This is a genomic window from Streptomyces sp. JLSY215, from assembly GCF_059682825.1.
In genome coordinates, this window is sequence record NZ_CM185022.1 from 358291 (window position 1) to 383055 (window position 24765).

Annotated in this window: 24 protein-coding genes; 14 read left to right on the plus strand and 10 right to left on the minus strand. The window is 69.5% G+C overall.

The window, feature by feature from the left end; genetic code table 11:
- The first annotated feature begins 987 nt into the window (after nt 1-987).
- The 9 genes from AC5677_RS01810 to AC5677_RS01850 all read left to right on the plus strand — a co-directional run bounded on the left by AC5677_RS01810 (nt 988) and on the right by AC5677_RS01850 (nt 10447).
- Entirely contained in the window at nt 988-1737 is a 750-nt protein-coding gene (locus AC5677_RS01810) for a ZIP family metal transporter (RefSeq protein WP_497193208.1), read from the plus strand.
- 136 nt (nt 1738-1873) lie between these two features.
- Entirely contained in the window at nt 1874-3394 is a 1521-nt protein-coding gene (locus tag AC5677_RS01815) for a tyrosinase family protein (protein ID WP_497193209.1), read from the plus strand.
- A 141-nt stretch (nt 3395-3535) separates the two neighbouring features.
- The gene (locus AC5677_RS01820) at nt 3536-3700 is read left to right on the plus strand and encodes a hypothetical protein (RefSeq protein WP_497193210.1); all 165 of its coding nucleotides are present in this window, start codon (nt 3536-3538) and stop codon (nt 3698-3700) included.
- A gap of 60 nt (nt 3701-3760) precedes the next feature.
- Nucleotides 3761-4267 carry an EF-hand domain-containing protein gene (locus AC5677_RS01825; protein WP_497193211.1) on the plus strand — a complete coding sequence of 169 codons (507 nt, stop codon included), beginning with the start codon at nt 3761-3763 and terminating at the stop codon, nt 4265-4267.
- 436 nt (nt 4268-4703) lie between these two features.
- Nucleotides 4704-6380: a PucR family transcriptional regulator gene (locus AC5677_RS01830; RefSeq protein ID WP_497196479.1), complete on the plus strand. Its 1677-nt coding sequence runs from the start codon at nt 4704-4706 to the stop codon at nt 6378-6380.
- A 250-nt stretch (nt 6381-6630) separates the two neighbouring features.
- On the plus strand, nt 6631-7713 hold the full coding sequence (locus tag AC5677_RS01835; RefSeq protein ID WP_497196480.1) for a M20 family metallopeptidase: 1083 nt from the start codon (nt 6631-6633) through the stop codon (nt 7711-7713).
- Nucleotides 7710-8531 carry a GNAT family N-acetyltransferase gene (locus AC5677_RS01840; RefSeq protein ID WP_497193212.1) on the plus strand — a complete coding sequence of 274 codons (822 nt, stop codon included), beginning with the start codon at nt 7710-7712 and terminating at the stop codon, nt 8529-8531. The genes AC5677_RS01835 and AC5677_RS01840 overlap by 4 nt, the downstream gene beginning before the upstream one ends.
- A 5-nt stretch (nt 8532-8536) precedes the next feature.
- Nucleotides 8537-9643, plus strand: coding sequence for an o-succinylbenzoate synthase (gene menC / locus AC5677_RS01845; protein WP_497196481.1), 1107 nt, complete (start codon nt 8537-8539; stop codon nt 9641-9643).
- Between the two features lie 333 nt (nt 9644-9976).
- Nucleotides 9977-10447 carry a GNAT family N-acetyltransferase gene (locus tag AC5677_RS01850; protein ID WP_497193213.1) on the plus strand — a complete coding sequence of 157 codons (471 nt, stop codon included), beginning with the start codon at nt 9977-9979 and terminating at the stop codon, nt 10445-10447.
- On the opposite strand, the gene AC5677_RS01855 is transcribed toward AC5677_RS01850, so the two are convergent.
- Nucleotides 10440-11675, minus strand: coding sequence for an NAD(P)/FAD-dependent oxidoreductase (locus AC5677_RS01855; RefSeq protein WP_497193214.1), 1236 nt, complete (start codon nt 11673-11675; stop codon nt 10440-10442). The genes AC5677_RS01850 and AC5677_RS01855 overlap by 8 nt on opposite strands.
- Before the next feature lie 244 nt (nt 11676-11919).
- Between AC5677_RS01855 and AC5677_RS01860 the strand changes: the two genes are divergently transcribed.
- On the plus strand, nt 11920-12699 hold the full coding sequence (locus tag AC5677_RS01860; RefSeq protein WP_497193215.1) for a class I SAM-dependent methyltransferase: 780 nt from the start codon (nt 11920-11922) through the stop codon (nt 12697-12699).
- A gap of 181 nt (nt 12700-12880) precedes the next feature.
- On the opposite strand, the gene AC5677_RS01865 is transcribed toward AC5677_RS01860, so the two are convergent.
- Both AC5677_RS01865 and AC5677_RS01870 read right to left on the minus strand, forming a co-directional pair.
- Nucleotides 12881-13210, minus strand: a complete 330-nt coding sequence (locus tag AC5677_RS01865) for a hypothetical protein (protein ID WP_497193216.1) — start codon at nt 13208-13210, stop codon at nt 12881-12883.
- A 372-nt stretch (nt 13211-13582) separates the two neighbouring features.
- Nucleotides 13583-14482 carry a LysR family transcriptional regulator gene (locus tag AC5677_RS01870; protein WP_497193217.1) on the minus strand — a complete coding sequence of 300 codons (900 nt, stop codon included), beginning with the start codon at nt 14480-14482 and terminating at the stop codon, nt 13583-13585.
- A gap of 114 nt (nt 14483-14596) precedes the next feature.
- Here AC5677_RS01870 and AC5677_RS01875 point away from each other — a divergent pair, with 114 nt between their 5' ends.
- The 3 genes from AC5677_RS01875 to AC5677_RS01885 all read left to right on the plus strand — a co-directional run bounded on the left by AC5677_RS01875 (nt 14597) and on the right by AC5677_RS01885 (nt 16463).
- Complete coding sequence (locus AC5677_RS01875) at nt 14597-15136, plus strand: allene oxide cyclase barrel-like domain-containing protein (RefSeq protein ID WP_497193218.1); 540 nt, start codon at nt 14597-14599, stop codon at nt 15134-15136.
- 281 nt (nt 15137-15417) lie between these two features.
- Nucleotides 15418-15783 carry a VOC family protein gene (locus AC5677_RS01880; protein WP_497193219.1) on the plus strand — a complete coding sequence of 122 codons (366 nt, stop codon included), beginning with the start codon at nt 15418-15420 and terminating at the stop codon, nt 15781-15783.
- A 110-nt stretch (nt 15784-15893) separates the two neighbouring features.
- Nucleotides 15894-16463: a GNAT family N-acetyltransferase gene (locus AC5677_RS01885; RefSeq protein WP_497193220.1), complete on the plus strand. Its 570-nt coding sequence runs from the start codon at nt 15894-15896 to the stop codon at nt 16461-16463.
- 60 nt (nt 16464-16523) lie between these two features.
- Here the strand turns inward: AC5677_RS01885 and AC5677_RS01890 are convergent, their stop codons facing one another.
- The 3 genes from AC5677_RS01890 to AC5677_RS01900 form a co-directional block, all read right to left on the minus strand.
- Nucleotides 16524-17567, minus strand: a complete 1044-nt coding sequence (locus tag AC5677_RS01890; RefSeq protein WP_497193221.1) for a PP2C family protein-serine/threonine phosphatase — start codon at nt 17565-17567, stop codon at nt 16524-16526.
- Between the two features lie 577 nt (nt 17568-18144).
- A complete protein-coding gene (locus tag AC5677_RS01895; protein ID WP_497193222.1) occupies nt 18145-18651 on the minus strand; it encodes a DUF6624 domain-containing protein in 507 nt (168 codons plus the stop codon).
- Between the two features lie 301 nt (nt 18652-18952).
- On the minus strand, nt 18953-19915 hold the full coding sequence (locus AC5677_RS01900) for a TetR/AcrR family transcriptional regulator C-terminal domain-containing protein (protein WP_497193223.1): 963 nt from the start codon (nt 19913-19915) through the stop codon (nt 18953-18955).
- 170 nt (nt 19916-20085) lie between these two features.
- On the opposite strand from AC5677_RS01900, the gene AC5677_RS01905 reads away from it, so the two are divergent.
- On the plus strand, nt 20086-21195 hold the full coding sequence (locus AC5677_RS01905; RefSeq protein WP_497193224.1) for an FAD-dependent monooxygenase: 1110 nt from the start codon (nt 20086-20088) through the stop codon (nt 21193-21195).
- Between the two features lie 260 nt (nt 21196-21455).
- On the opposite strand, the gene AC5677_RS01910 is transcribed toward AC5677_RS01905, so the two are convergent.
- The 4 genes from AC5677_RS01910 to AC5677_RS01925 all read right to left on the minus strand — a co-directional run bounded on the left by AC5677_RS01910 (nt 21456) and on the right by AC5677_RS01925 (nt 24488).
- The gene (locus tag AC5677_RS01910) at nt 21456-22205 is read right to left on the minus strand and encodes a hypothetical protein (RefSeq protein ID WP_497193225.1); all 750 of its coding nucleotides are present in this window, start codon (nt 22203-22205) and stop codon (nt 21456-21458) included.
- Between the two features lie 172 nt (nt 22206-22377).
- Nucleotides 22378-23199, minus strand: a complete 822-nt coding sequence (locus tag AC5677_RS01915; RefSeq protein ID WP_497193226.1) for an SGNH/GDSL hydrolase family protein — start codon at nt 23197-23199, stop codon at nt 22378-22380.
- Nucleotides 23186-23755, minus strand: coding sequence for a PadR family transcriptional regulator (locus tag AC5677_RS01920; RefSeq protein WP_497193227.1), 570 nt, complete (start codon nt 23753-23755; stop codon nt 23186-23188). The genes AC5677_RS01915 and AC5677_RS01920 overlap by 14 nt, the downstream gene beginning before the upstream one ends.
- A gap of 238 nt (nt 23756-23993) precedes the next feature.
- The gene (locus tag AC5677_RS01925; protein ID WP_497193228.1) at nt 23994-24488 is read right to left on the minus strand and encodes a MaoC family dehydratase; all 495 of its coding nucleotides are present in this window, start codon (nt 24486-24488) and stop codon (nt 23994-23996) included.
- Nucleotides 24489-24765 lie beyond the last annotated feature (277 nt).

Below are 24765 nucleotides of genomic sequence, written 5' to 3' on the forward strand. Positions count from 1 at the left end.
CCTCTTCTTCGATCTCCGCGATGCGGGGTCTGAGTTCCTCGGGCAGATCCCAGGGGTCACAGGCAGTGGTCTCGGCGGCCCGTCCTACCGGTGCTGATCGGTCCCGTGGACACTTTGGAGTGGTGGGTGGGAGGCGACGCCGCCTGGGTCTCGGCCGTCGCTGCCTGCGGCGTGCGGCGCTACGGCCGGGGACCGGTGAGCGGCTGGACCACCGTGGGCGCCACTCTGCCGCTCTGCTGCTCAAAGCGGCTCTGCGGCTCTGCGGCCCTGAGGAGCGACGCGGGCGGCCTGGGGCACCACCGCCACCGACCCCGTCGGCCGCCGGGTGCCCGTGCAGGCCCTCGTCTGCACCCCGCTGTGCGTGGTCTTCCTCCTGCTGTCCCAGGGCTTCCACCGCTCGGCCTACACCGACACGGCGCTGATGCTCGCGGTGCTCGGCGAGCCAGCCGACACCCTGCTCTATGTGCGGCTACGCGGCGACGAGTTGGCGGACCATCCGCCAGCGCGGCACCGAACCCCGTGCCCCCGTCGCCCGATGCGATCGGCCACGGTGTGGGGATGCCGCGCCTGGGCAGGCCACCCGTCATCGGATCACCCCTCATTGGATCACCCGTCATCGGATCACCCTCAGCCATCGCCCCCTCGTTCCGTGCCGGCAGCCACGCCGGGACCGCCTCGGGGTGCTCCTCCAGCCAGGCTGTGTGGCGCGCGATGCCCTCCCTGATCGTGATCGTCGGCTGCCGACCGAGTACCGCGTGCATGCGGCGGGTGGCCCCGTAGCCGACGAGCGGTCGCTGGTCGGCATGGAGGTCTCGACGCGGCAGTCGACCGTGTGCTTCCCCGGCAGCCGTATCGCCTTGGCGGACGGATGCCTGCGGCAGTGCCCCTCCCCCACCCCGACGTCACCCGATTGGCGGTGTCAAAGTGTTCCGGCGTGCCACCGGATGGCGTACTGGAAGCCATGGCCTTTCGGCAAAGGAGACCAGGGTGACCGGTACGTCGTCGACTCACGGCATACCGTTGGCCGCTGCACCACTGGGGTTTCAGGCTGCTGCATATCTGGGGTTGCTGCTGGTCGTTGTGGGGACGCTGGTCGGGGCATGGTCGGTACGACGTTGGTCGCGGCACGGGGCGGTGTTGCTCTCGGCGGCTTGCGGCGTGCTGCTGGCCTTAGCGGTTGTCGACCTCGCACCACACGCGGTCGGCGACACCCGGTCGGCGGGGCTGCCGCTGTGGTCGGTTCTCGCCTCGGTGGCCGTCGGGCTCGTGGTGGTGCCGGCCTGTTGTGGTGTGCTGGGCCGGTTGCGTGGCGGTCGGGCTCGTGAGTGGGGGACCGCAGCCGCGCTCGTCCTGCACCGCCTGATCGAGGGCATGACGCTGGTGCTTCTGCCGTCACTGGCAGTTGTTGCGGCGCTCGTCGTGCACGCCGGCAGTGAAGGGCTCGCGTTGACCGCTTTGCTGAAGTCCGAGAGTCGCCGACGACTGGTGATCTGGCTGGGGCTGGCCTGTCTCAGTCCGCTCCTCGGAGGCCTCGCCGCCCAGGTGGTGCCGCTACCCGAAGCGGCCCATGCGCTGCTGATGGGTACCGTCGCCGGCGTCCTGGTGCGCGGCGCGGTCAGCGCCGGCTTGCTCGCACAGCGCGAGCATCTGATGCACCACCCCAGTGGATTCCCTGCCGTGATGGCCATGGGCTCTGCGCTGATCGTCACCGCGGCAGCGGTGCGCATCCTGCGCTGAGGGCCGGCAGTCACCGGCTGGGTTGCGGCCGCTGGAACGCGACTTTCGCTGCCCAGCTGCCAAGTACGCCAAGTACGCCAAGTACGCCAAATACATCAAGGGTCCGAGATCCCCATATTCCGAAAAGGAGACCGCCATGCAGAAACAGAACCTCCGAGTACGCCGTGACATCACGAACATGAAGATGGGTGAGAACGGCGAATGGGACCCGGACATCCTCTGGTACGCCTACGCGGTCGGGGCGATGATGAACGACTACGACGAGGACCCGCGCAGCTGGCGCTGGCAGGCGAATGTCCACGGCTCGGGCAGCCCCGACCCGGAGCGCGGTCTGAGTCCCGGAGTCAAGCCGAACCCGGGGTGGAACCAGTGCCCGCACGGCGGATGGTTCTTCCTGCCCTGGCACCGGGTCTATCTCTACTACTTCGAGCAGATCGTGGGCCAGGTGGTGAAGGGACTGGGCGGCCCGGACAACTGGGCACTGCCCTACTGGAACTACACCCGGGTGACGGACACACCCCACTCGCCGCAATCGAAGAAGTACCGTCAGCTCCCGCTGGCATTCCGGCAACCGAAGATCCCGGCACGCATACAACCGGTCGGCGTAGATACTCAGTACGTCGACAACCCGCTGTATGACGGCATCAAGAGGAGCGAAACGGCGAATGCCGGATACGGCGTCGCCTGGGAGCTGGTCGACCCCTCCCAGGCCATGCTGACCAGGGAGTTCCCCGGTATCCGGCCGGATTACTTCGGCAGCAAGGACACCGGCGACAAGGCACCGCACGACGAGGCCGACTTCGGCCAGCTGGAGTCGATACCCCACAACAAGATCCACCTGTTCGTGGGCGGTTGGATGGGCGTTTTCACCTCGCCTCGCGACCCGATCTTCTGGCTGCACCACTCCAACATCGACCGGCTGTGGCCGGCCTGGCTCGCGCAGGGGAACGGCCGTAAGAATCCCGAATCCGAGGACTGGCTCAACAAACAGCACAGCTTCCACGACAAGGACGCAAAGCCCGCGAGCAAAACGTCCAAGGACGTGCTCACCACCGAGGCCCTCGGCTACAAGTACGACAGCCTGGAGGTCTGGACCACTTCCGCGCCGGAGGAAGTCCACTCCGGCGTCCCCCTGGTGAGCACCTTCGCCCGCTCCGAGAGCCAGGTGGTCGGCCACGCGGAAGCGGCGGAACTGGGGGCCGCCCCGCACACCGTCCCGATCGAGTCCCACAACGGTGCGGTCGAAGCGCTGACCCTGGCCGCGCGGATCGATACCCCGCAGCGGGCCCTCCTCACCATCAGCGACGTGACCGCGGACCAGTCGCCCGGCACCACCTACCGTGTCCTGCTGGGCGCCGGCGGCACCCAGGACGACCTCGGTCCGGACAGCCCCTACTTCATCGGCCACCTCGACTTCTTCGGCGCGATCGGTGGTGACATCAACCACCACGGTGGCAGCGGCCTCAGCTTCAGCTTCGACGTCACCGAGCATCTCAGCCACCTGCGCGAACAGGGACTGTGGGACGGCACCGGCGTCCCCCCGGTCGTCCTGACCCCCGTCCCGCTCGAAGCGCCTGCCGAGGATGTCGCACCCCTGACGATCCCGGTCAGCGGCTCCCGCCCCCGCTACGGACGGGTGGTCCTGCACACCGAGTGACCCGACCGGCGGTGACATCGCCGTCCGGCACCGCCACCGCCCGCCGGGAAACCGTCGGGGCCGCCGCACCAGCGGCACCGGAGGACTCCTCTCTCGGTAACCCGACGGCACCCTCGCTCTCCTACGACTGACCGCACCCCGGTGTCGGGCCGTCTGCACAACGGCCCGACACCGTCGCGCGACAGCCTGTTCGCCGCGGTCGAACGGGCACCGGCCGGCATCGATGGGCATTCCTCAGCCAACACGCCATTTCTCGTCATGGTGCCGACGGCGTCCAAGTACGTGCACGTCTCCGATCACCCGTGAGGGGGAGCCGGCCGCCGAGTAGCCCCGTGCCGGAACCCGCAACTGGCAGGCTGCGGTGGTATGACCACTAGCGGCAACAACGCACAGGCCGCGATCGTTGAAGAATTCCAGCGCATGGACGCCGACGGCGACGGAGTCGTCGATCTCACCGACTTCCTGCGCGCCCCTCGCAAGCTCCTCGCCGCCCTCGACATCCCCGAGGACGCCCCCAAGGCGCAGGCCCTGATCCGGGCGAACGAGACCCAGTGGGCCTCCTTCCTCTCCCTGGGGGACGCCGACGGCGATGGGGGCCTGACCTCGGACGAGTACGTGACCACCCGCACCTCCCCCGAGTTCCGCTCGCCGCACCGCCCGGGCAAGGGCGAGGTGTGCCAGTCCCTCTTCGCCGTCCTCGATCGCGACGACGACGGCACCATCAGCCAGGACGAGTTTCTCCACGCGGCCGACTTCCTGTGCATGTCCGCCGCCGAGGCAGCTACCTATTTCGCGACGCTCGACGGTGACAGCGACGGACAGCTGAGCGAGAAGGAATTCCTCAAGGCGGTCAGGCGCTTCTACACGAGCTGACCGGAATTGGTGGAGGCCACCCGTCACCAGGGGGCCTCCACCATGGGTCGCCCCCGGGCGATCGACGCACGGGCGCCGTACCGGAGCGCACTCCGGAGCCGTGATCAAGCCGAGGGCCCGCCGGATACGGGGGACACCGGTCCGCGCCTGCCCCATGCGGTCACCGCCTTACCGTGGAGCGGTCGCCGCTGCCAGGAACATCACGCAGGCGGTCATCGCCGCCTGTACGGAGATCCCGCAGGTCAGCGGCGCGGCCTGGCATGTGCTGCCGTTCGTCGACTCCAGCGGAGTGCCGGTGGAAGCTGCCCCGTCCCGGCCGCGGAGGCGAGATCCGGAGGAATTCGTTCCGGGCGACGAAAACGGTCGCGTATTCTCGTCCGCGTTCACCAACCTCGCAGGGCTTCCCGAGTCCTAACCTGCGGAGATGATCAGGCACATGTCGGCGCACCCCGCCAGAAGCTTGAGCCGGGTGCTCGAGGACTTCGGGCCCACGCTCCTGGACCTGGTCCACGGTGACCCTGAGGCGGCCGGAGAGATCGGCGGCGTCGGCATCCACGATCCGCACGACGAGCAGCACCACCCGCAGCACGCCGTCGTGCTCGGCATCGGCGTCCACGGAGCCGGGCAGATCGCCCAGCTCCTGCGGCATCTGGCCGTTCATCGTGCCGCCGCTCTCGTCGTGCGCGGTCCCGTCGACGAGGGCGAGGGACTCGCGTCCGTCGTGGCCGAGACCGGTGTGGCCCTGCTCGCCCTGACCCGCGGAGCCTCCTGGGCCCAGCTGGCGGCGATGCTGCGCACCCTGCTCTCCGAAGGAGACGTCGGCGATGCGGGAGAACAGACCCTGGGTGGGGTGCCGTCCGGGGACCTCTTCGCCCTGGCGAACGCGATAGCCACCCTGATGGACGCCCCCGTCACCATCGAGGACCGCCGCTCGCGCATCCTGGCCTTCTCCGGCCGGCAGGACGAGGCGGACCCGCCGCGCGTGGCGAGCATCCTGGCCCGGCAGGTGCCCGAGCGCTATGTACGCATCCACGAGGAGCACGGCGTCTTCAAGGAGCTGTACCGAACCGAGGGCCCCGTGCAGATTCCTCCGCCGACCGTCGGTGACGAGGTCGCCCTGCCGCGCGTGGCCATCGCGGTGCGTGCGGGCGACGAGATCCTGGGTTCCGTGTGGGCGACGTTGCGGCAACCGCTCACCCCGGAGCGGGAGCGGGCGTTCCAGGAGGCGGCGAAGCTCGTCGCGCTCCACATGCTCCGGTTCCGTGCGGGCACCGACGCCGAGAACCGGCTGCGCGCCGACCTTGTCATGACGGCGCTGGAAGGCGGGGCCGGGGCGGTCGAGGCGCTCGGGCGGCTGGGGCTGGTGAACGACCCCACCGTGGTCGTGGCCATGGGGCTGCACCCCTCTCAGGGCGCGGACCATGCCCACCTCACGGCGGAGCGCCAGCGCCTGGCGAGTGCTCTCGCCGTGCATCTCACCGCTGTCCAGCCGCGTTCCGCGGTGGCGCTGCTCGGCGACGTGGCGTACGCCCTCTTTCCGGTTCCGGGCGACTGCGCGCACGCCCGGGATCGCGCTGTGCAGGTGGCGGCGAACTTCCTTGAGCGCACCGGTGCCAGGGAGGGCGCCGTCATCGGGATCGGCTCGGTGGCCCAGGAGCCCTCCGCCCTCGCCCGCTCCCGGGCCAATGCGGACCGGGCGCTGCGCGTGCTGTGCAGCGGCCGGGCGGACCGGCGCGTCGCCTCGATCGCCGACGTGTACGTCGACGCCCTCCTGATCGAAATGCGGGACCTCTCCGTCGCCCACCGCGACGAGCTCTCCGGCCCCCTCGCCCGGCTGGTGGCGTACGACGCCAAGCACAACGCCCACCTCGTCGAGACGCTGCGGGCGTGGCTGGATGCCTTCGGTGACGTGATCGCGGCCTCCGCGAGCGTGTTCGTCCACCCCAACACCTTCCGGTACCGGATCCGCCGAGTGGCCGAGGTGGGGCAGCTGGACCTCCAGGACCCGTCCGCCCGGTTCGCCGCGATGCTGCAACTGCGGCTGACGGGCTTGCAGGACGACGACGGGGAGCGCACCGAAGGCACTGGCCCCGCCGCCGTGTCGGCCGGCTGACGGCCCCGGTACGAGGTCAGCCGCTTCCCGCACACCGCTGCCCGGCAGGTCGGACGACCCGCCGGGCAGCGCGTTCGCAGCGGATTGGTCGCGCGGTACGAATCGGCGCCCCACGTTGTGCCGTCCGTACCAACCCCCCTGCGTGCGGCCTGCTTAGCGTGGCGGTCATCCCACTCTGGAGGACTCACTCGTGCAGGCTGACCACGCATCCCACCCCGCGCCGACGCAACCCCCGGCGGGCCTCGACGCCATGCTCACCGACCTCGAAGAACTGGTGTCGTGCGAGTCGTACTCCGCCGACCACGCGGCGGTCTCCCGCAGTGCCCAGGTCGTCGGCGAGCAGGGAAGCCGCCTGCTCGGAGCCAGGCACCGGACGCTGGTGACCGGCGGCGTCTCCCACGTCCAGTGGAGCTTCGGGATCCCGCGCATCCTGCTCCTGGGCCACCACGACACCGTCTGGCCCATCGGCTCCCTCAAGACCCATCCCTGGTCGGTGAAGCAGGGCATCGCGCGTGGTCCCGGCGTCTTCGACATGAAGGCCGGCCTCGTCCAGATGTTCCACGCACTGGCCTCCCTTCCCACCCTCGACGGCGTCTGCATACTCGTCACGGGCGACGAAGAGGTCGGTTCGGCCACGTCCCGCCCGCTCATCGAGGAAGTGGCGCGCCAGTGCGTGGCCACCTTCGTCCTGGAACCCTCGGCTCCCGGCGGGGCGCTGAAGACCGGCCGCAAGGGCGTATCGGCCTACGAGATCACCGTCCACGGCCGCGCCGCCCACTCCGGGCTGGAACCCGAGAAGGGCGTCAACGCGGCGAGGGAAATCGCCCATCAGCTCCTCGCCCTGCAAGGCATCGCCGACACGGTCACCACGCGCACCGGGCCGGGGACGACGGTCACGCCCACGCTGCTGTCGGCGGGCACGGCGAACAACACCGTTCCCGCCCGCGCCGACCTGAGCGTCGATGTGCGTGTCCCCAACGCCGCGGCGCAGGAGTTGGTCGACGGTCTCCTCAGAACACTGCGGCCGCAGGTCCCCGGCGCCCGCCTGGAAATCGGGGGCGGGCCGAACCGTCCTCCCCTGGACACCGATGCCTCCCGGAAGCTGTTCGCCCTCGCCGCCGAACTGGCCCCGCGGCTCGGCATGGCTCCCCTGCGGCAGGCGGCCGTCGGCGGAGCATCCGACGGCAACTACACCGCGGGAGCCGGCTGTCCCACCCTCGACGGCCTCGGCGCCGTCGGCGACGGCGCACACGCCGACCACGAACACGTCGTCACCGCGGAGATGCCGGTCCGTGCCCAGCTGCTGGCCCACCTCGTCGGAGCGCTGCAATGAGCGGACTCGACATCCGAGAGCTGCACCACATGCGGGAGTTCAACGGCGTCTGCCGCCTCCTTGCCGACATCTGGGGCACGGCCCCTGACAGCGCGCCCGTCTCCGCCGAGGTCATGCGCGCCCTGGCCCACGCCGGGAACTACGTGGCCGCGGCATACGACGACGGCCGGCTGGTGGGAGGATCCGTCGCCTTCTTCGGCCACCCCACAGGCACCACTCTGCACTCCCACATCACCGGCGCCGCCATGGGCCGCGGCATCGGACTGGCCCTCAAACTCCACCAACGGCAGTGGGCCCTGGCCCACGGGCTGAAGCGGATCACCTGGACCTACGACCCGCTCATCCGCCGCAACGCCCACTTCAACCTCACCAAACTCGGCGCACGCCCCGAGGAGTACCTGCAGTCCTTCTACGGAGCCATGGACGACGCCATCAACGGCGGCGACGAGTCCGACCGCGTCCTGACCGCCTGGGGCCTGTCCGCGCCAAGGCGGACCTCCGCAGAACGACAGGACCACAGCGTCTTCGAGATACCCGTCGATGCCGTGCACGGCGTCCGCAACCAGGGCGGCCATCCCGAACTCGGTTCCACCGACGCCGACACCGTCCTGATCGACCTGCCCGACGACATCGAGGCCCTGCGCCGCAAGGACGCCCCGGCCGCCCGTGCCTGGCGGCTGGCCGTACGGCACACCCTCGGCGGCCTGCTCGACGAGGGAGCACAGGTGGTCGGGTTCCACAACCGGCGCAGCTACGTCCTCCACCGCACCACCACCTCCCCCCTGCCCCCACGCACACCCACCAGGAGCACCCCGTGACCGCACTGAAGATCTCCGGCATCGAACTGCGCCGGATCGCGATGCCGCTCGTCGCACCGTTCCGCACCTCCTTCGGCGTCGAGACCAGCCGCGATGTGCTGCTCGTGCGCGTCGTCACCTCCGAAGGAGAGGGCTGGGGCGAATGCGCGGCCATGTCCGAGCCCCGCTACTGCTCCGAGTACGTCGACGGTGCCCAGGACGTCCTGCGGAGGTTCCTCATCCCCGCCCTGCCGAAGGACGGCGTGGACGCCGCCACGGTGGGACGGATACTCGGGCCCTTCACCGGACACCACATGGCAAAGTCCGCGCTGGAGACGGCGGTGCTGGACGCCCAGCTCCGCACGACGGGAGAGTCCTTCGGATCGTCTTTCGGCGCGGCGCGGGACCGCGTCCCCTGCGGGGTGTCGGTCGGCATCATGGACTCCCTCCCCGAACTCCTGGACGCCGTCGAGCGCTATGTCGCCGAGGGTTACGTCCGGATCAAGCTGAAGATCGAACCCGGCTGGGACATCGAGCCGGTGCGCGCGGTCCGCGAACGCTTCGGCGACGACCTGCTCCTACAGGTCGACGCCAACGCCGCCTACACCCTCGTGGACGCCCAGCACCTCGCCAAACTCGACGACTTCGGCCTGCTCCTGATCGAACAGCCCCTTGCCAACGACGACATGGTCCAACACGCCCAGCTCGCCAAAATGCTGCGCACTCCGATCTGCCTGGACGAATCCATCGAGTCCGCCGCGCACGCGGCCGCGGCGATCTCCCTCGGCGCCTGCTCCGTCATCAACATCAAGCCGCCTCGCGTCGGCGGCTATCTGGAAGCCCGCCGCATCCACGACATCGCGCGGGCCCACGGCATCCCGGTCTGGTGCGGCGGCATGCTGGAGACCGGCATCGGACGCGCCGCCAACATCGCCCTCGCCGCACTGCCCGGCTTCACCCTCCCCGGCGACACCTCCGGTTCCCACCGCTACTTCGCCACGGACATCACGCCGCCGTTCGTGCTCGCCGACGGCCACCTGAAGGTCCCGACCGGCCCGGGACTCGGCGTCGAGCCGCTGCCGGACATCCTCGACGAGGTCACCACGGCCAGCGAATGGATCCCCTCCGCCTAGCCCTGTCCGGCGGATCCTGCGACTCCAGCGGGGCCGGATTGTGGGCTCGGCCGTGGGGCGGGGAGACTCGGCCATGGGGCGGGGAGACTCCGCCATGGGGCGGGGAGATTCGACGAACCGGGAGTGGGCGCGGCTCAAGCTGCTTCTGCCCAAGCCCGAGCCGTGAGGGGGACGTTGGGCCGGGGGTGCCCGCCGCCACGGTGGCGGGCACCCCGTGGACCACAGCCTGAGGGCTGCGTCACACCGGCCAGGGCCGCGGGATCCGCTGCGCACCCCGCCCCACGACACCGAAATCCGGTTTGCCCTGCTGACCTGCGCCTCTACCCTTCCCGCATGACCACGTCGCCCCGCTTGGAGAAGATCACCCCCGGCAACTTCGACGCCGCGATCGCCCTGAAGGTACGGTCCGGCCAAGACCATCTGGTCGCTCCGGTCGTCAAGTCCCTCGCCGAGGCGTACGTACATCCCGGCGTCGCCTGGCCCCGGCTCATCTTTGACGGCGACCGACTCGTCGGCTTCCTGATGGCCTTCTTCGACATCGACTTCGCCGGTGACGGCACCCGCACCGACGTCCGCTCCGGCCTGTGGCGCCTGAACATCGCAGCCGGGGAACAAGGCCGCGGCTACGGCCGCTTCGCCGTCCAAGCAGTGGCCACCGAGATCCGCCGACGCGGCGGCACCCGCCTGACAACCTGCTGGCACCCCGGCGACGACGGCCCCGAAGCCTTCTACCGCACACTCGGATTCCGGCTCACCGGAGAGATGAGCGGAGACCAGCGCGTAGGCGAACTCGACCTCACCTAGGCCTTGGTCCGCCGGAAGGTACCTGGCCGGCCCGTTCGGCCGGAGCCACCGCCTCGTGGCGCTCGGTCTGCAGCAGTTGCCGGCGCTCGGCACCTCCCGGGATGCGGTGCAAGCGGTACGCACCCGGCTTGTGCGCCTCTTCCGCCAGGTGCTTGACGACGCCTTTGCACACGGTCTCCTTGAGCCTGGCGCCCAGGCGACCGTCGATGTTGAACCACACCGCGTGGTCGGACCGGTTGGCGAACTGGAAGATGCCGGCGCGTCGGCCCAGGCTGATGCACTGGCCGACGAACGCCTGGTTGAGGGGCGCGGGTTGCTCACTCGCGAGCCGACTGAGCACCGTGTCGGCGGCCCGCGCGCCCAGGGGCATCGCGGCCTGGCAACTCATCCGCAGCGGCAGGCCGGACGGTGCCGCCGAGTCCCCGGCCGCGACGATGCGCTCATCGTCCACGCTGGTCAGCGTCTCGTCCGTGAGCAGACGGCCCAGGGCGTCGGTGCTCAGCCCGCTGCGCACGGCCAGGCCCGGCACGCCGAATCCGGCCGTCCAGATGGTCACCTGGCTCGGCAGCTCGCGGCCCTCACCGAGCCGCACGGCATCGCGGGTCACCCCCGTCACCTTCGCGTCGGAGCCTTCGAGCACGGTCACTCCGAGCGCCGCCAGCCGCCCGGCCACCGAACGCCGACCACGGGCGTGCAGGTACGGACCGAGCACCCCGCCGCAGACCAGGGTCACGGCCCGACCGGCCTCCGCCAGCTCGGCGGCGGTCTCGATACCGGTCGGACCGGCTCCGACAACGGTCACCGGGGCCGTCGCGGGCACGGCGTCGAGAACAGGCCGCAGTCGCTGCGCCTCCTCCAGGACGGCGATCGGGTAGGCGTACTCGGCCGCTCCGGGCACATGTGGGTCGGCGCTGCCGCTGCCCACCGCGTAGATGAGGTAGTCGTAGCCGACCGTGCCGCCCGACGCCAGCGTCACACCGCGCTCGGCCGCATCGATCCGTGCCACGGTGTCGACCACCAGCCGCACGCCCTCGGCCAGGACCTCTCGGTAGTCGACGACCGCGTCGTCGGACCCGCCCACCAGCTGGTGCAGGCGGACCCGGTGAACGAAGACCGGGCGCGGGTTGATCAGCGTTACGGTCACGTCGTCGCGCCGCGTCAGGCGATTGGCAGCCATGACGCCGGCGTATCCGCCGCCGATCACCACCACATGGGTGTTCTCAGCCATGATCTCTCCCTCATCTCAAGCGGTTCGCCCACAAGACGCCGCAGGGCCGATCCGTGTGACAGCGTGTGAGGCGGATCACTCCAGAGATACCGGCTCACGGCTCACGGCTCACGGCTCACAGTGATCGGCCGCCCAGCATCACGCAGGACGTTCTGCGGTCGGTCGCTCCGACGCTGTCGGGTTGCCGTCGCGGAAGTGGTGAGGCGGGGTGGCCGACCATCGGCAGCGCCGATAGCGTCACCGCGTGGATCAGGACGAACGGGTACGTCACGCCTCGTCATTCGGCGCAGCGGCGGTCGCATACGCCGAACACCGTCCGGACTACGCGCAGGCCGCGGTGCGCTGGGCGCTCGAGCCCGCGTCCGGCCCGCGCGTGCTCGACCTCGGTGCCGGAACCGGCAAGCTGACCGCCACGCTTGTCGCACTGGGTGCCGAAGTCATCGCAGTCGAGCCCGACCCGGGGATGCTGACCGAGCTGCGCCGCTCACTGCCGGAAGTCCGTGCCCTACCGGGCAGTGCCGAGGCGATCCCGCTACCGGACGCTTCTGTCGATGCCGTACTGGCCGGCAACGCGATGCATTGGTTCGACATGGCCATCGCGGGTCCGGAGATCGCCAGGGTCCTCGCGCCCAGCGGCATCCTGGCCGGCCTGTGGAACCTCATGGACGACCGGGTCGAGTGGGTTGCCGGGCTCGCGCGGGTCGGCGGGAGCGCGGCCATCGGCCCGCGTGACACGCCCACCAGCTGGCGCGCCGAGACGGCCGGCATGCACCTTCCCAAGACTGGCGTGGCCGCCCGGTTCGGCTCGCCGGAGCAGGCCGAGTTCCCGCACGGGCAGCGCCGCACCGCCGACTCCCTCGCCGCGACCATCGCGACGCGCGCGGGGATGCTCGTCATGCCGGAACAGGAGCAAGAAGCCACGCTGGACCGGATCCGCGCATTCCTCGCCGGTAGACCGGAGACCGCCCGCGGCGAGTTCACTCTCCCGATGCTGACCGGCGTGCTGCGCGTCCGTCGGCTGTGAAGCATCAGATCGACGACGATCGATGACGCACCGCACGCCGTCTCACGAAGACGGCGGATCCGCCAAGTGGGCCGTCAAGTTCGTGAGACACCGCCAAGTTCAGTGAGAACCACAGCTCACCGCTTCGCCGAGCAGTGGAACCCGGCGCCCACCCTGCGCGACAGCCGGGCCGTCCACCAGCTCAGGCGGCGCACCATGGAACGCGGCACGCGTGGGGCGCCATTCCTTCCGGACACAGCGTCTTGATCACGGCCTTGCGAATCGCTCGCCATGTCCGCAGGGAACACGTCAGATGGACGCGCAGCTCAACCGCTTCCCGCTCGCCGCTGTTCTGGCCAGGGTGTTCGAAGGCCCACTGTTCCGCCAGAAGGTCGTACATCTCGGCGGTCGTCAGGTCGCTGTCAGGATAGGTGCGTGCAACATCCGTCTTGACGATCCGGGCGCTCCGGAAAGCCACGGTCCGGTCGACTATTTCTCCGACCCAGGCCAGCCCCGGCTCGTCCGCGTACAAGCCGAACCTCAGAATTCGCGTCCTCATGATGGCGCAAACCTACTGATCATCAGCCTTCAGCGACAGTGTTTAACCCTCAACGGCATAGCGCGTGTGGGGGCAGGCATTCCGAGGGCTCCCCTACCCGAGTCCACCATGAGGAGTCAGCTTGCCGCCAGAAAGGCTCTCCTGACGACACGCCAGATCGGCTTCCGATGGCGCCCGCGCGAACCGGGCCTCCCCCGCGGCATGCCCGTGCTCTGCGACATCGTCGGCCGCACGGCCCACCGGCCTCACCCCCACCTCGGCAGGGGACGGTCCAGCAGACGGCCTTCACCGACTGCGGCATGGAGCGGGAGACCAGCGCGGGTCAACCGTGGCCGCAACAGGTCGTCAGCGTTCCTCCCCGGGCTCGCCTGTGCTCCAGTTCCAGCTGGTGATGGTGGTGCGCATCAGCCGGGCGGCGGTCGACAGGTGGCTGCCGGCGCCCCAGCACAGGGTTACCGTGCGACGGCAGTCGGGGCTGTCGACGGGGATCCAGGCGAGGGGGGTACGTGCGGCCCTGCCGCGGGCGAACGAGGGGACGAGGGCGATGCCGAGTCCCGCGCCGATCAGGTCCGCGATAGCGCTGTGCTCGTCGCTTTCGCAGACGATCCTCGGGGTGAGGCCTCGGGCGGCGAAGAGTTGATCAAGCAGTCGACGTAGCCAGTGTCCCTGGCGGGCGGTGACGAAGGGCTGGTCGGCGAGTTCGTGGATGCTCACGGACGTACGGCCCGCCAGCGGATGATCGAGTGGCATGCCCACCCCCACCGCCTCGTCGAAGAGTTGCACTGTCTCCAGGCCCTCGGCGTGGATCGGCCGCGAAGCGACACACAGGTCGACATCCTGGCCCCGCAGGCGGCGGGCCATGTCCTCGGCCGGCGACCAGTGGAGCTCGAGCTCGACAGAGGGATGGGCGCGCTTGTAGGCCGCCAGCGGGCCGGTGAGGGTGAGGAAGGTTTCCGACGCCAGTCTCACGGTGCCCAGGCCGTCGCTGGTGGCCTCGGCGACGGCGCGTTGTCCGGCCTGGAGTTCACCAAGGGCACGTTCGACGTGATCGCGGAAGAGCTTGCCCGCGTCGTTCAGCCGGAGCCGACTGCTCCGGTCGAAAAGCGGTGCGCCCAATTCCCTCTCCAGCCGGGCGATGGTGCGGCTCAGCGACGGCTGTGCGATGTGCAGTTCGTCGGCCGCCCGGCTGAGGTGCTCCAACCGCGCCACCGCCAGGAACTGCCGGAGCGAGTTCAGTTCCACCATGCCTCCGGAATCATGACGTCATAGCGATATTGATCTTAGACAAGATGACTCTCCAGTCATAGCGTTGCGGCGTTCGGTGTTCGCATAGGGAGATCGCAGCGAGGAGAAATCACCATGGCCATCAGCAGTCAGGGATCCGCCGGCGTGCATCAGAGGGAGCGGGGAAACAGCAGCCGACGAGCGAAGCTCAGAAAGCTCTTTGCCATATCACTGGTCGCCGCTGTGGTCGGCGTCTGCGCTGTGGGCAGCGCAGACGCCGATACCCCGGAAAAGAATCAGGCCGAGGTCCTCGAACTCAAGATTCAGAACGATCAGCAAGCGACCAGTGATCTCGGCCCGGCAGGGCCAAGCTTGGGCGACATGAATGTCTACTCCGGCACCGCCATAAGGGACGGCCGCAAAGTCGGACGTGGGGGTGGTTCATGTCAGGTCATTCACATCAATGGCGAAGAACTCACGACGCAGTGCGTGCTCACGATAGAACTCGAACGTGGCTCTCTGACGATGCAGTCGCTCTGGGTGAGCGGAACGACTTCGCCACTGGACATGGCCATCACCGGCGGGACAGGCATCTACAGCAAGGCACGGGGCACCGCTCGCTACTGGGACATCGCCACGCCGAATGAGAGATTGCGGGCCGAAATCTTGCGCTGACATCTGAAGCGAATCCGGACTGTGGTTGTCACGGTCGGCCCACGCCAGTCGACGGCGAGCGGAGAGCGCCCCTGCCGACCAAGTGCCTGCAGGGGCCTGGCAATCCCGCACGGCCCCACCGCGCCCCTGCCGATGCCCAGCGGGGGAGCGAGCTCCGGGTGCTGCAAGGTGACGTAGACCAGTCCGATTCCGATACCCAGCACCATGCGAGTGACCACGAAGATCAGCCGGATCAAGGAAAACTGCGCGACAACTTCTCTGTGATGGTGAAGAGTTGACGCATGCTGGATCATATCGCCATCCAAGTGCAGGACATCGCGGCCAGCGCCGCCTTCTACGACGCCGTACTCGCTCCATTGGGCGGCGAGCGGAAGAAGCAGTTCGGCGAGAACATCAGCTTCGGGGTCACGGGCCACCCTTTGTGGCTGGTCCCCTCGACGGACACCGCACCTGCGCGTGAGATGCACATCGCATTCGGCGCGGCCGACCGCGCCGCCGTGGACGCCTTCTACGCGGCGGCTCTCGCGGTGGGTGCCGAGGTCCTGCACGCGCCCCGGCTCTGGCCGGAATACCACGAGTCCTACTACGGCGCCTTTGTCCGCGATCCCGATGGGAACAACATCGAGGCCGTCTGCCATCGGCGTTAACCACTGCGCGGCGGTCCGAGGCGCAGCTTTGGCGCGAGCGCGTGATTCGCGCATCGCCGCTGCGGCTGCAGCTGCGGCTGAACGTCAGGTTCTCAGCCAGGATGGATCCCATGGACCCCATGGACCCGTCGCCCACGCTGTCCGCCACAGAGATCGCCTCGGATCGACTCCGGCTGCGCAAAGCGCGCGACGTGGACCGCGAGGGACTCATCGAACTCCAGACCGATCCACAGGTCCGGCTATATCTCGGCGGCCCAAGGCCCCGAAGTGCTGTCGAGCAGTATCTCGATGCGATCGGCACCACGAGCGTCACCAACAGTCCCGGCACGTTTGTCATTGCCGACAAGACGACCGACCGGCTCTGCGGGACGCTCATGATCGACCGACGCTCCGCCGACCTTCCTGGGCACGTCACCGACGAGGGTGGGGAACTGGAACTGACCTACCTGCTTCGACGCGAGGTTTGGGGCGCGGGGCTGGCGTTCGAGGCTGCCACGGCCGCGTTGCGCGCCGCCGCCGACGAGCTGCCTGACCAACCGGTCCTGGTAGTGACCCAGACAGCCAATGAGCGTTCACTCAAGCTCGCCACCCGTCTCGGCTTCCAGCGCATGAGGACCTTCGAGGCACACGACGCGGAGCAAACCCTCGCCGCCACCAACCTGCACTCGTTCAAAGCCTGAACGGCAGGCGACACGAGCACCATGCTTCGCCGGGATGGGCGCCGCCGCACATGCACGGGCCTACTCCGAGGGTTCACACAGGCGCACCGCGAGGGCGGCGATGTCGTCGTCCAGTCGTCCCCTGCTGTAGTGGAGAAGGTCGCGGTGCAGAGCCGTGAGCAGCTCGCGGGGCGGCGTCGGGGGCTGTCGGCGCATCCAGGCCGCCAGCGGGAAGAACTCGCCGTCGCGGGCGCGGGCCTCGGCGACCCCGTCGGTATAGAGAAGCAGCAGGTCACCGGGGGCAAAGTCGAAGGTGTCGATGGTGTAGTGATCGCCGATCAGATCCGCGAGGTTGAGCAACGGCGAGGGGGTGGTGGGCTCGAGGGCACGGAGCTCCCCGCGGTTCAGGAGCAGCGGCGGGGGGTGTCCGCAGTTGAGGATCTCGATACGCCTGCCCCCGTGCGGGATCTCGACGAGGAGGGCGGTGGCGAACCGCTCCGTCGGCCCCTCGGGGGGAAAGGCGGCGTTGTAGCGGGTGCTGCTGGCGTCCAGTCGGCGCGCGACGCTGACCATGTCGGCCTCGCCGTAGGCCGCCTCCCGGAAAGAGTTGACGATCGCCGCGGCCGCCCCCACTGCCGGCAGGCCCTTGCCCCGCACGTCACCGATGAGCAGCCTGACCCCGAATCGCGTGTCGACCACCTCGTAGAAGTCCCCACCGATACGGGCCTCCGCCGCCGCCGCGAGATACAGCGACTCGATCTCGACGCTCCCGAAGCGGCGCGGCATGGGGCTCAGCACCACCTGCTGCGCCGCGTCGGCGACGAGCCGCACCTGAAAGAGGGTCCGCTCCCGCTGGAGCCGGACATGGCTTCCGTACGCGGCCGCCACGGTGACCGCGATGATCCCCCCAGCCGTCCACCAGGTCCCCAGACCGGGGAACACGATGCTGAGGCCGATCATCAGAAATAGGCAGACCGCCCCCAGCAGGACGGTGGGGAGCACCGGCCACATGGCGGCCGCGAGGGCCGGCGCCGCGGGCAGGAGGCGGCTGAAGGCCACTTCCGGAGGAGTGGCGTATGCCAGGCTGGCGATGACGACGGTCAGGATGACCGGCGACAGTCGCACAAGCCTCCCCCGGCCGTGGCGACGCCGGATCCGCGGCCGTCCAGACTCGATCACACTTCACAGAGTATCTACGCAATGAGGACATAGCGCCCTGGCGGATCGGAGTCGGCCGACCGCCCCGGACCGGCTCGCCGGCCTTGTTGGTGTCACACCCGCACCGCGCGACTCCGGCGAAAGCAGCGGAAACCTGCGACGCCCCGGCGATACAGCCGCTGGCGACTGGCGGATCTTCGGCGTCTCCGCGCTGTTCAGTATCCGAAGGCTCGCGGAGTCCCGCCAGTTCTACGATCGCGAGCGCCCCGAGGGCGAGCGCCACACCCAGGCGGCTCCACTTGGCCTATAATTCGAACATTTGCACTAATTCCCGACGTGAACCTTCCTCGGATCTCGCGGAGACCCAAACGGCCGGAGGAGACCCGAACGGCCGGGTACAGATACGCACCCGTCGCGGCGTGCGCGAGTGGGTCGCCGAGCGCGGCGAGGCTCCTTCAGTGCGTGAGCTCGCGCAGGCTGCGGCGCCTCGCCTCCCCGTCCATGGCCTCCCCCAGCTGCAGCGGATACGGATGGGAACGGGGCTTCAGGCCGTCGCGAACTTGGCAACGTATTCGTCGAACGGCTCGATGCCGACCTCCGCACGGAGTTCGTCCATGCGCTCAGGCTCTTCGCACGGCCACGGAACCGGTGCGCCGTCCTTCACGCCGGCGATCTGAGTGCCGTAGACCTGCTTGCGACCCTCGTTGACCAGCGTGCGGTCGCGCAGGAAGGCCAGCTCGCGCGGGCCGGCCGAACCCGCCGACACCGCCTGTTCCATCAGCTGCCGGGCGCGCCGCTGAACGTCGAGCTGCCGGTCGGCGTGCTGAGCGATCAGCCACGCCGCGCGTGCGGCCTCCTCCCCGACCAGCTCCGCCGTCGGCCATCCGTACTCGTCCAAGATCTCGCCGAGCCGGTCGCCGTGCCGCGCGGTCAGCCGCCGCCAGGCCAGTTGCTCGGCGGGGTCATCGCTGTTCGCGCGGACAGCGGACCGATGATCGGCCGCGGCCATGTCCCTAAGTTCCGCCGCCAGCGCGGCAACGTCGTGCGTCACTCTCAACTCCCAGGTCAGATCGGCGCTTTGCACTCGCTCCCCGCAAACCTAAAGGAGCAAATCGGGTGTAAAGATCATTCCGGGGAAGGGTGACAGGCACCCCTGTGCACCCGGATAATGGATCTACACCCCGGAGCCGGAGCCGGAATCCTGCGCCGGTCACGATGCTCCGGAAGACACGGGCACGCTTGTCGAACCGCGTGGCCGTGACCCGGACGAGCCCCTCGTCGGGGCGGCGCCGCCGAGGCCCGAAGGCGTCCTCGTGACCCCTCAGCAGTGCCACGCAGACGAGGCCCGCTCTCTACGCACCGGCCGCCCGGCCTTCGATGAGGGGAGTCAGGCCGTCGAGGAGTGCCTTGAGGCCGGATTCGAAGAGCGCGTCGAGTCGCAGGTCATAGCCGTCGTGGAAGGCTCCGACCACCTTGGCGAAGGTCGGGAAGCGGCCGGACTCCACCAGTTCCCGGAGGGCGGGAGTCCGGCTGTCCATCCACTGGTCTTCCGATTGACCTGTGGAGGCTTCGGCGTGCGTCTCCCGCTCCAGGTGCACCGCCAGGCCCTGAACGTGGCTGTAGAGCAGTACGTGGATGTCGAACAGGGTGGTGGGATCGAGGCCGTGGCCGTCCAGGGCGCTCAGCATCCATTCGCCGTGGACCATCAGATGGGGCACGATCAACGGGCGAGTGAGAGAACCGAGCTGAGCCAGCCACGGGTGCCTGCGGTACAGGATCCAGAGGGTCCGAGCGCCCAGCTCGATCCGGGAGCGCCATCCTTCGGGCGCATCGGCGGGGTAGCTCTCCTCGCCGAACGCGGCGTCGGCCATGAGCAGGACGAGGTCGTCCTTGCTGGGGACGTACCGGTAGGGGGACATCGGGGCGACGCCGAGCCGGGCCGCGACGCCGCGCATGGAGAGCCCTGACAGCCCTTCGGCATCGGCGATGCCGATGGCCGTGCGGACGATCCGGTCGAGGGTCAGCTCCGGGTCGGAGGGTGGGGCGGGCGGCGCGTGCCTGGCGGGTGACGTGACGGGAGCGGATCCGGCGACGACGGTGGCGGCACGGGGGCGGGTCTCGACGAGTCCCTCAAGGCGCAGGGTGGTGAGGGCCTTGGTGGCGGTGGCCAGCGCGACACCCCATTCCCTGGCGATTTGCCGGGTCGAGGGCACCTGGGCCCCGGGGCCCAGGTCACCGTCGATGATGCGTTGGCGGATCCCGGCGACGATGCGCAGATAGGGCGGCTGATCGGATGCGCCTGTGGGCTTCGTCACGTCCTGCTGCCTTCCTGGTCTGTACTAGTGCAGAGGGGAGCAGCGAGGACGCCGATCGGCACGTCGCCTGCCCTAGTACAGGCTAGTACAGGACCTTCGGTTGGCCCGTTGAAGGGACTGTGCGTACGTCGTACATTCAGTGCGCGTACAGCGTACTGAAGGAGTTTCCCGTGCAGACTGTTCTCGTCTCCGGCGGCGGAATCGCCGGGCCCGTGCTCGCCTACTGGCTTCACCACCACGGCTTCAAGGTCACCGTCGTCGAACGCGCCCCGGGTCCGCGTCCTGGCGGTCAGGCCGTGGACATCCGCGGCGTCGCGCTCGACGTCGTCGAGCGGATGGGCCTGCTGGACCAGGCACGACGCGTGCGCACCCGGATGCGTGGCATGTCGATCCTCGACCCCGAAGGCCACGAGATCGATCGCTCCACCGAGGCGACCTTCAGCAGTGGCCGGCTCGACAGCGACGACATCGAGCTGCTGCGTGAGGACCTGGTGCGGATCGTGTACGAACGCACGCGCTCGGAGGTCGAGTACCTCTTCGGTAACAGCATCACCGCGCTCGCCGAGGACGAGAACGGCGTGCGCGTCGACTTCGACCGCGGGGTGTCCCGCGGCTTCGACCTCGTGATCGGGGCCGACGGCCTGCACTCGACGGTACGGCGCCTGGCCTTCGGTCCCGAGGACCGCTTCGCCCATCACCTGGGCAGCTATCTCTCGGTGTTCAGCGCGGACAACTTCCTCGCACTGGACGACTGGCAAGTGTGGCTGCGGGATGGCGATGCGGGCTTCGGCATCATGCCGGTGCGTGACAACACCGAGCTCAGGGTCGCCTTCGGCTTCGAGTCCGCGCCCCTCGCCCGCGATCTCCGCGACGCCGGCGCCCTTCGGCAACTCGTCGTCGACAAGCTCGCCTCCCTGAGATGGGAAGGGCCCCGCCTGGCCAAGGCCGCCCGGGATGCGCCCGATTTCTACTGCGATGCCATGGCCCAGATCCGGATGGACAACTGGTCACGCGGCAGGGTGGCCCTGCTCGGAGACGCCGGCTACTGCCCTTCCCCGCTGTCGGGGCAAGGCACCAGCCTGGCCCTTGTGGGCGCTCATGTGCTGGCCGACTGCCTCGCCCGGGCGCACGGCGATCACCGCGCCGCGTACTCCCGCTACGAGCAGCGGATACGCCCCTTCGTGACCCTTAACCAGGCCCTGGCCACCGAGAATCCCGGCGGACCCGCCTCCGAGGAATCCGTCACCCACGCCAAGAACGCACTCTCACTGGACGGTTGAGCCCACCCGGACGTGAGGCGAGCTGCCCCGCTCGTCCACGACCGGTGATGGCGCCGGCCGTCTCGATGACGGCGGCGCCGGACGGCCTTCCCGCTCCGGGGCGCGGTCCTCACCGCCGGCGTGGCGGGTCCGGTCCGGCTCTCCCGCCCTGCGGGGTGTGCCCGGCTGGGCCCGCTCGGTGACGCGTACATCTGCTGTCGCCACCCCGGTGGTGGAACCGCCCCGCCGGAGCCGGCTCCGCTGCGCAGCCGGGCGGGCATTTACTTGTGGGCGCTGATCACACCGCCGGCGCTGAGCACGATGTACACGCCGTTGGCGTCGACCCCGACGTCGTGCCCCTTCGTCTCCAGCGTGGCGGCCACGCCCTCGAAGCCGATGATCTGCGCGCGGTACCGCAACTCGCCGACCTTCGTGACCTTGGCCGTCCAGCCGCCCGCGAGCTTGAAGGTGCCCGGTCCCTGGTGTCCACCGCCCATCCAGGAGTGGACCTCGCCGCCCATCGTGAGCACGACGAACATGTCGTTGGCGTCGAGCCCGGCGTCGGCCTCCTGCCCCGTCGTCTCCAGCGTGGCCAGGACCGAACCGCGGCTGACGATCTTGGCGCGGTAGCGCTGGGCGCCGAGCTTGTAGATCTCGGCCGTGCTGCCGTCCGCCAGGCGCTGGGTGCGGTCCGGGGATGCCGCCTTGCCACCGTTGGCGGCCTGCCCGCCGCCCGACTGCTTGCCCGCCTGCTTGCCCGCAGCGCCCGCGTTGGTGGCGGGCTTGGCGTTGGGCTTGGCACCGGGGTCGGCCTTGGCGTCGGAGCCCTGCGCTCCGGCGGAGGAGCCCGCGCCGCCGGCCTCGGCGGCGGTCGTGCTCGTGTTCGTGCTCGTGTGGCCCGCGGACTTCGCGTCGGCGGCGTCCGAGCCGGAGCAGGCGGTCAGGGTGAGGCCGGCGGCTGCGGTCAGGGCCGCGACGGCAATGCGCAGGGTGCGGCGACGAGCGGTGCGGGCGGTGATGCTGGAGCTCATTTCGGGTCCCCCGGGGGTAGTCGGTTGCGTGGTCTCCTCGGTACGGGACCCACTCTGATCGGGACCACTATCGCGAGGCTGCCGCTCCACTAACCTCCGGCTAACACCGGCGTGAGCAGCGGAAGGACGCCAAGCGACGAAAACGGCGGCCGGGCGCGGTGAACCAATCTCCTCAGCTCGGCCCTTCGCTGTGACCGGTGCTGCCAGGTGTCTGTACGGGGACGAGGTACGGGCGCTTGGCGGTGTGGCCGTCGCCGGTGGATCGGCCGCGCAGGCGTCTGCCCAGCCAGGGGCCGAGGAAGGCGGCGACCCAGGACAGTTCATGCGCGGCCGCGCGCCATCCGACGGGAGCGGCCGTCCTCGGCGGCGGCAGGGGCGTGGTCCAGGTGTCGTCGCTGTCGGGCAGGGCGAGGGCATGGGCGACGGCGGCGGCGATCCGCTGGTGGCCGAGAGGACTGGCGTGGAGCCGGTCCGCACTCCACAGTCGGGGGTCGGTGACCACGGGGTGGTGGCCGGTTTCGGCGACGGTGACGCCGTGACGACGAGCCGCCTGGCGGATCCGGTCGTTGAGGGCGGTGACGCGGGAGCTGAGCGGCCGGGCGAGCGGGGTGATGCGTGCGACATCGGGAAAGGTGAGGGTGGCGACGCGGGCGCCTTGGGCGGTGAGCGCGGCGAACATCGCCTCCAGGTGTCCGGCGACTTCGTCGGCGTCGAACCGTGGCCGCAGCAGGTCGTTGACCCCGGCGACGACGGTGGCCAGGTCGGGGCGCAGGGTGAGGGCCGGGGTGAGCTGTTCGGCACGTACCTGTCCGGCGAGCCGGCCGCGTACGGCCAGGTTGGCGTACTGCAGAGCGGAGTTGTGCCGTGCGAGCTGTTCGGCGAGCCGGTCGGCCCAGCCGCGCAGGCCCACCGTGTCGTCGCCGTCACCGAGGCCCTCGGTCTGGCTGTCGCCCAAGGCGACGTAGCGCGCGTACCGCGGGTCAGTGCCGGGCATGGGCCACCTGCCTGTCCCTCAGGACCGCGATGGTGCGTTCGCACCAGTCGCGGTTGCCCTGCTCGAAAGCGAGGCCGCGCAGGCAGGTGAGGTAGGGGCCGATGCGCTTGCCGTGGCGCAGGAACTCCTCTTCGGTGCGCTCGCCGCGCATGGTGTGCAGCAGCCGGCCGAACAGGTCGGTCTTGGCCTGGGCGAAGGCGGCGCGCTCGCTCAGCTGCACGATCAGCGTCTCGGTGTCGACGTGGTCGGCCGCCTGTACCTTGACGGCCAGGTCGTCGCGGATGACGGAGGGTTTGGTGGCGGTGGCCGTGAAGTGCTCCAGTTCCGCCAGGCCGGCGTCGGTGACCTGGAACAGCCGTTTGTTGGGCCGTGTGTCCTGGACCACCTCGCGGCCCGTGATCAGGCCTTTCTCCTCCAGTCTCGTCAGCTCCGCGTACAGCTGCTGCGGTTGGGCGTACCAGAAGTTCGCCACGCCCAAGTCGAACGACTTGGCCAGCTGATACCCACTCAGCTCTTCGTCGAGCAACGCCGCCAGGACGGCATGACGCAACGCCATCGGTTCGCCTCCCTTTTGCTGCCCTTCCCCCTTGCTTCCGCTTTTCCGTGGGGGACGCCGGCATCATACTCAAGAATTTGATTAGTCAGATCCGTGACTATGATGCGCGCCCTGTGCGCGCAAACCTCCCGGGCCCGGTGATCACCGGGCCGACGGTCGCGCTGCCCTCGATCCTGACGCCGCGCCGACGGCGACGAGGTGGCTGAGGGGCACTCCGGCCAGGCGGCCGTCGGCCGGTTCAGCGGCCCGGGGTGCGGCGACGCAGGAAGTTCAGCACGGTGGCCTTGAAGACCGGCTCGCCCGCCGCGTCGAGCAGCTCGGTGAACGAGCGGACGAGTCCGCGATCGGGCTTGGAGTTCGAGGCCTTGGCGTCCAGCACAGTGACGCGCAGGGTCAGCACGTCGCCCGGACGGACGGGGCGCAGCCAGCGCAGCTCGTCCACCCCGGGGCCGCCCAGGCTCGCCACGCTGGACAGATAGTGCCGGGCGAACAGCCGCATCATCAGCGCCGCGGTCTGCCAGCCGCTCGCGATCAGGCCGCCGAACGGCCCGTCGGCCGCGGCGACCGGATCGACGTGGAAGAACTGCGGGTCGTATTCCTTGGCGAACTCGACGATTTGCGTCTCGTCGACCGTCGCGACGCCGAACACATAGGTCGAACCCGGCACGTAGTCTTCGAAGTAGCGCTGGTCGATCGGAGTGGTGAACCTCTGGTCATCGGTGGCCTCGGTCATACCCTCGTGGCTCCTTCTCTGCTTCTCCGCGCCGACTGTGATCGTGGGCAGCCTAGGGGGTTTTCCCGCAGTCGCCTCGGCCGCTGAGCCGTTCTGCGCGGGCGTCGAGCGGCTGATGCGGCCGCGGTGAAACGCAGGGAGTTCCCGGGCGGTTGCGCGAACCGGCGAATGCCCCGACTTCCGTGCACACACGATCTGTTGACCGATCCGGACCCTGTACGGAGCGCGGCGTTTTCGGCGGCGTGGCGAGGTGATCCAGGTCCGCGAAGTTCGGGCG

Excerpts from the sequence above, each read along its gene's own strand:
- AC5677_RS01910 (WP_497193225.1), bottom strand. The coding sequence starts at position 22,205 with ATGAGCTCCAGCATCACCGCCCGCACCGCTCGTCGCCGCACCCTGCGC.
- AC5677_RS01825 (WP_497193211.1), top strand. The coding sequence starts at position 3,761 with ATGACCACTAGCGGCAACAACGCACAGGCCGCGATCGTTGAAGAATTC.
- AC5677_RS01880 (WP_497193219.1), top strand. The coding sequence starts at position 15,418 with ATGCTGGATCATATCGCCATCCAAGTGCAGGACATCGCGGCCAGCGCC.
- AC5677_RS01925 (WP_497193228.1), bottom strand. The coding sequence starts at position 24,488 with ATGACCGAGGCCACCGATGACCAGAGGTTCACCACTCCGATCGACCAG.
- AC5677_RS01875 (WP_497193218.1), top strand. The coding sequence starts at position 14,597 with ATGGCCATCAGCAGTCAGGGATCCGCCGGCGTGCATCAGAGGGAGCGG.
- AC5677_RS01885 (WP_497193220.1), top strand. The coding sequence starts at position 15,894 with ATGGACCCCATGGACCCGTCGCCCACGCTGTCCGCCACAGAGATCGCC.
- AC5677_RS01870 (WP_497193217.1), bottom strand. The coding sequence starts at position 14,482 with ATGGTGGAACTGAACTCGCTCCGGCAGTTCCTGGCGGTGGCGCGGTTG.
- AC5677_RS01835 (WP_497196480.1), top strand. The coding sequence starts at position 6,631 with ATGCTCACCGACCTCGAAGAACTGGTGTCGTGCGAGTCGTACTCCGCC.
- AC5677_RS01830 (WP_497196479.1), top strand. The coding sequence starts at position 4,704 with ATGTCGGCGCACCCCGCCAGAAGCTTGAGCCGGGTGCTCGAGGACTTC.
- AC5677_RS01920 (WP_497193227.1), bottom strand. The coding sequence starts at position 23,755 with ATGGCGTTGCGTCATGCCGTCCTGGCGGCGTTGCTCGACGAAGAGCTG.
- AC5677_RS01815 (WP_497193209.1), top strand. The coding sequence starts at position 1,874 with ATGCAGAAACAGAACCTCCGAGTACGCCGTGACATCACGAACATGAAG.
- AC5677_RS01840 (WP_497193212.1), top strand. The coding sequence starts at position 7,710 with ATGAGCGGACTCGACATCCGAGAGCTGCACCACATGCGGGAGTTCAAC.
- AC5677_RS01915 (WP_497193226.1), bottom strand. The coding sequence starts at position 23,199 with ATGCCCGGCACTGACCCGCGGTACGCGCGCTACGTCGCCTTGGGCGAC.
- AC5677_RS01850 (WP_497193213.1), top strand. The coding sequence starts at position 9,977 with ATGACCACGTCGCCCCGCTTGGAGAAGATCACCCCCGGCAACTTCGAC.
- AC5677_RS01855 (WP_497193214.1), bottom strand. The coding sequence starts at position 11,675 with ATGGCTGAGAACACCCATGTGGTGGTGATCGGCGGCGGATACGCCGGC.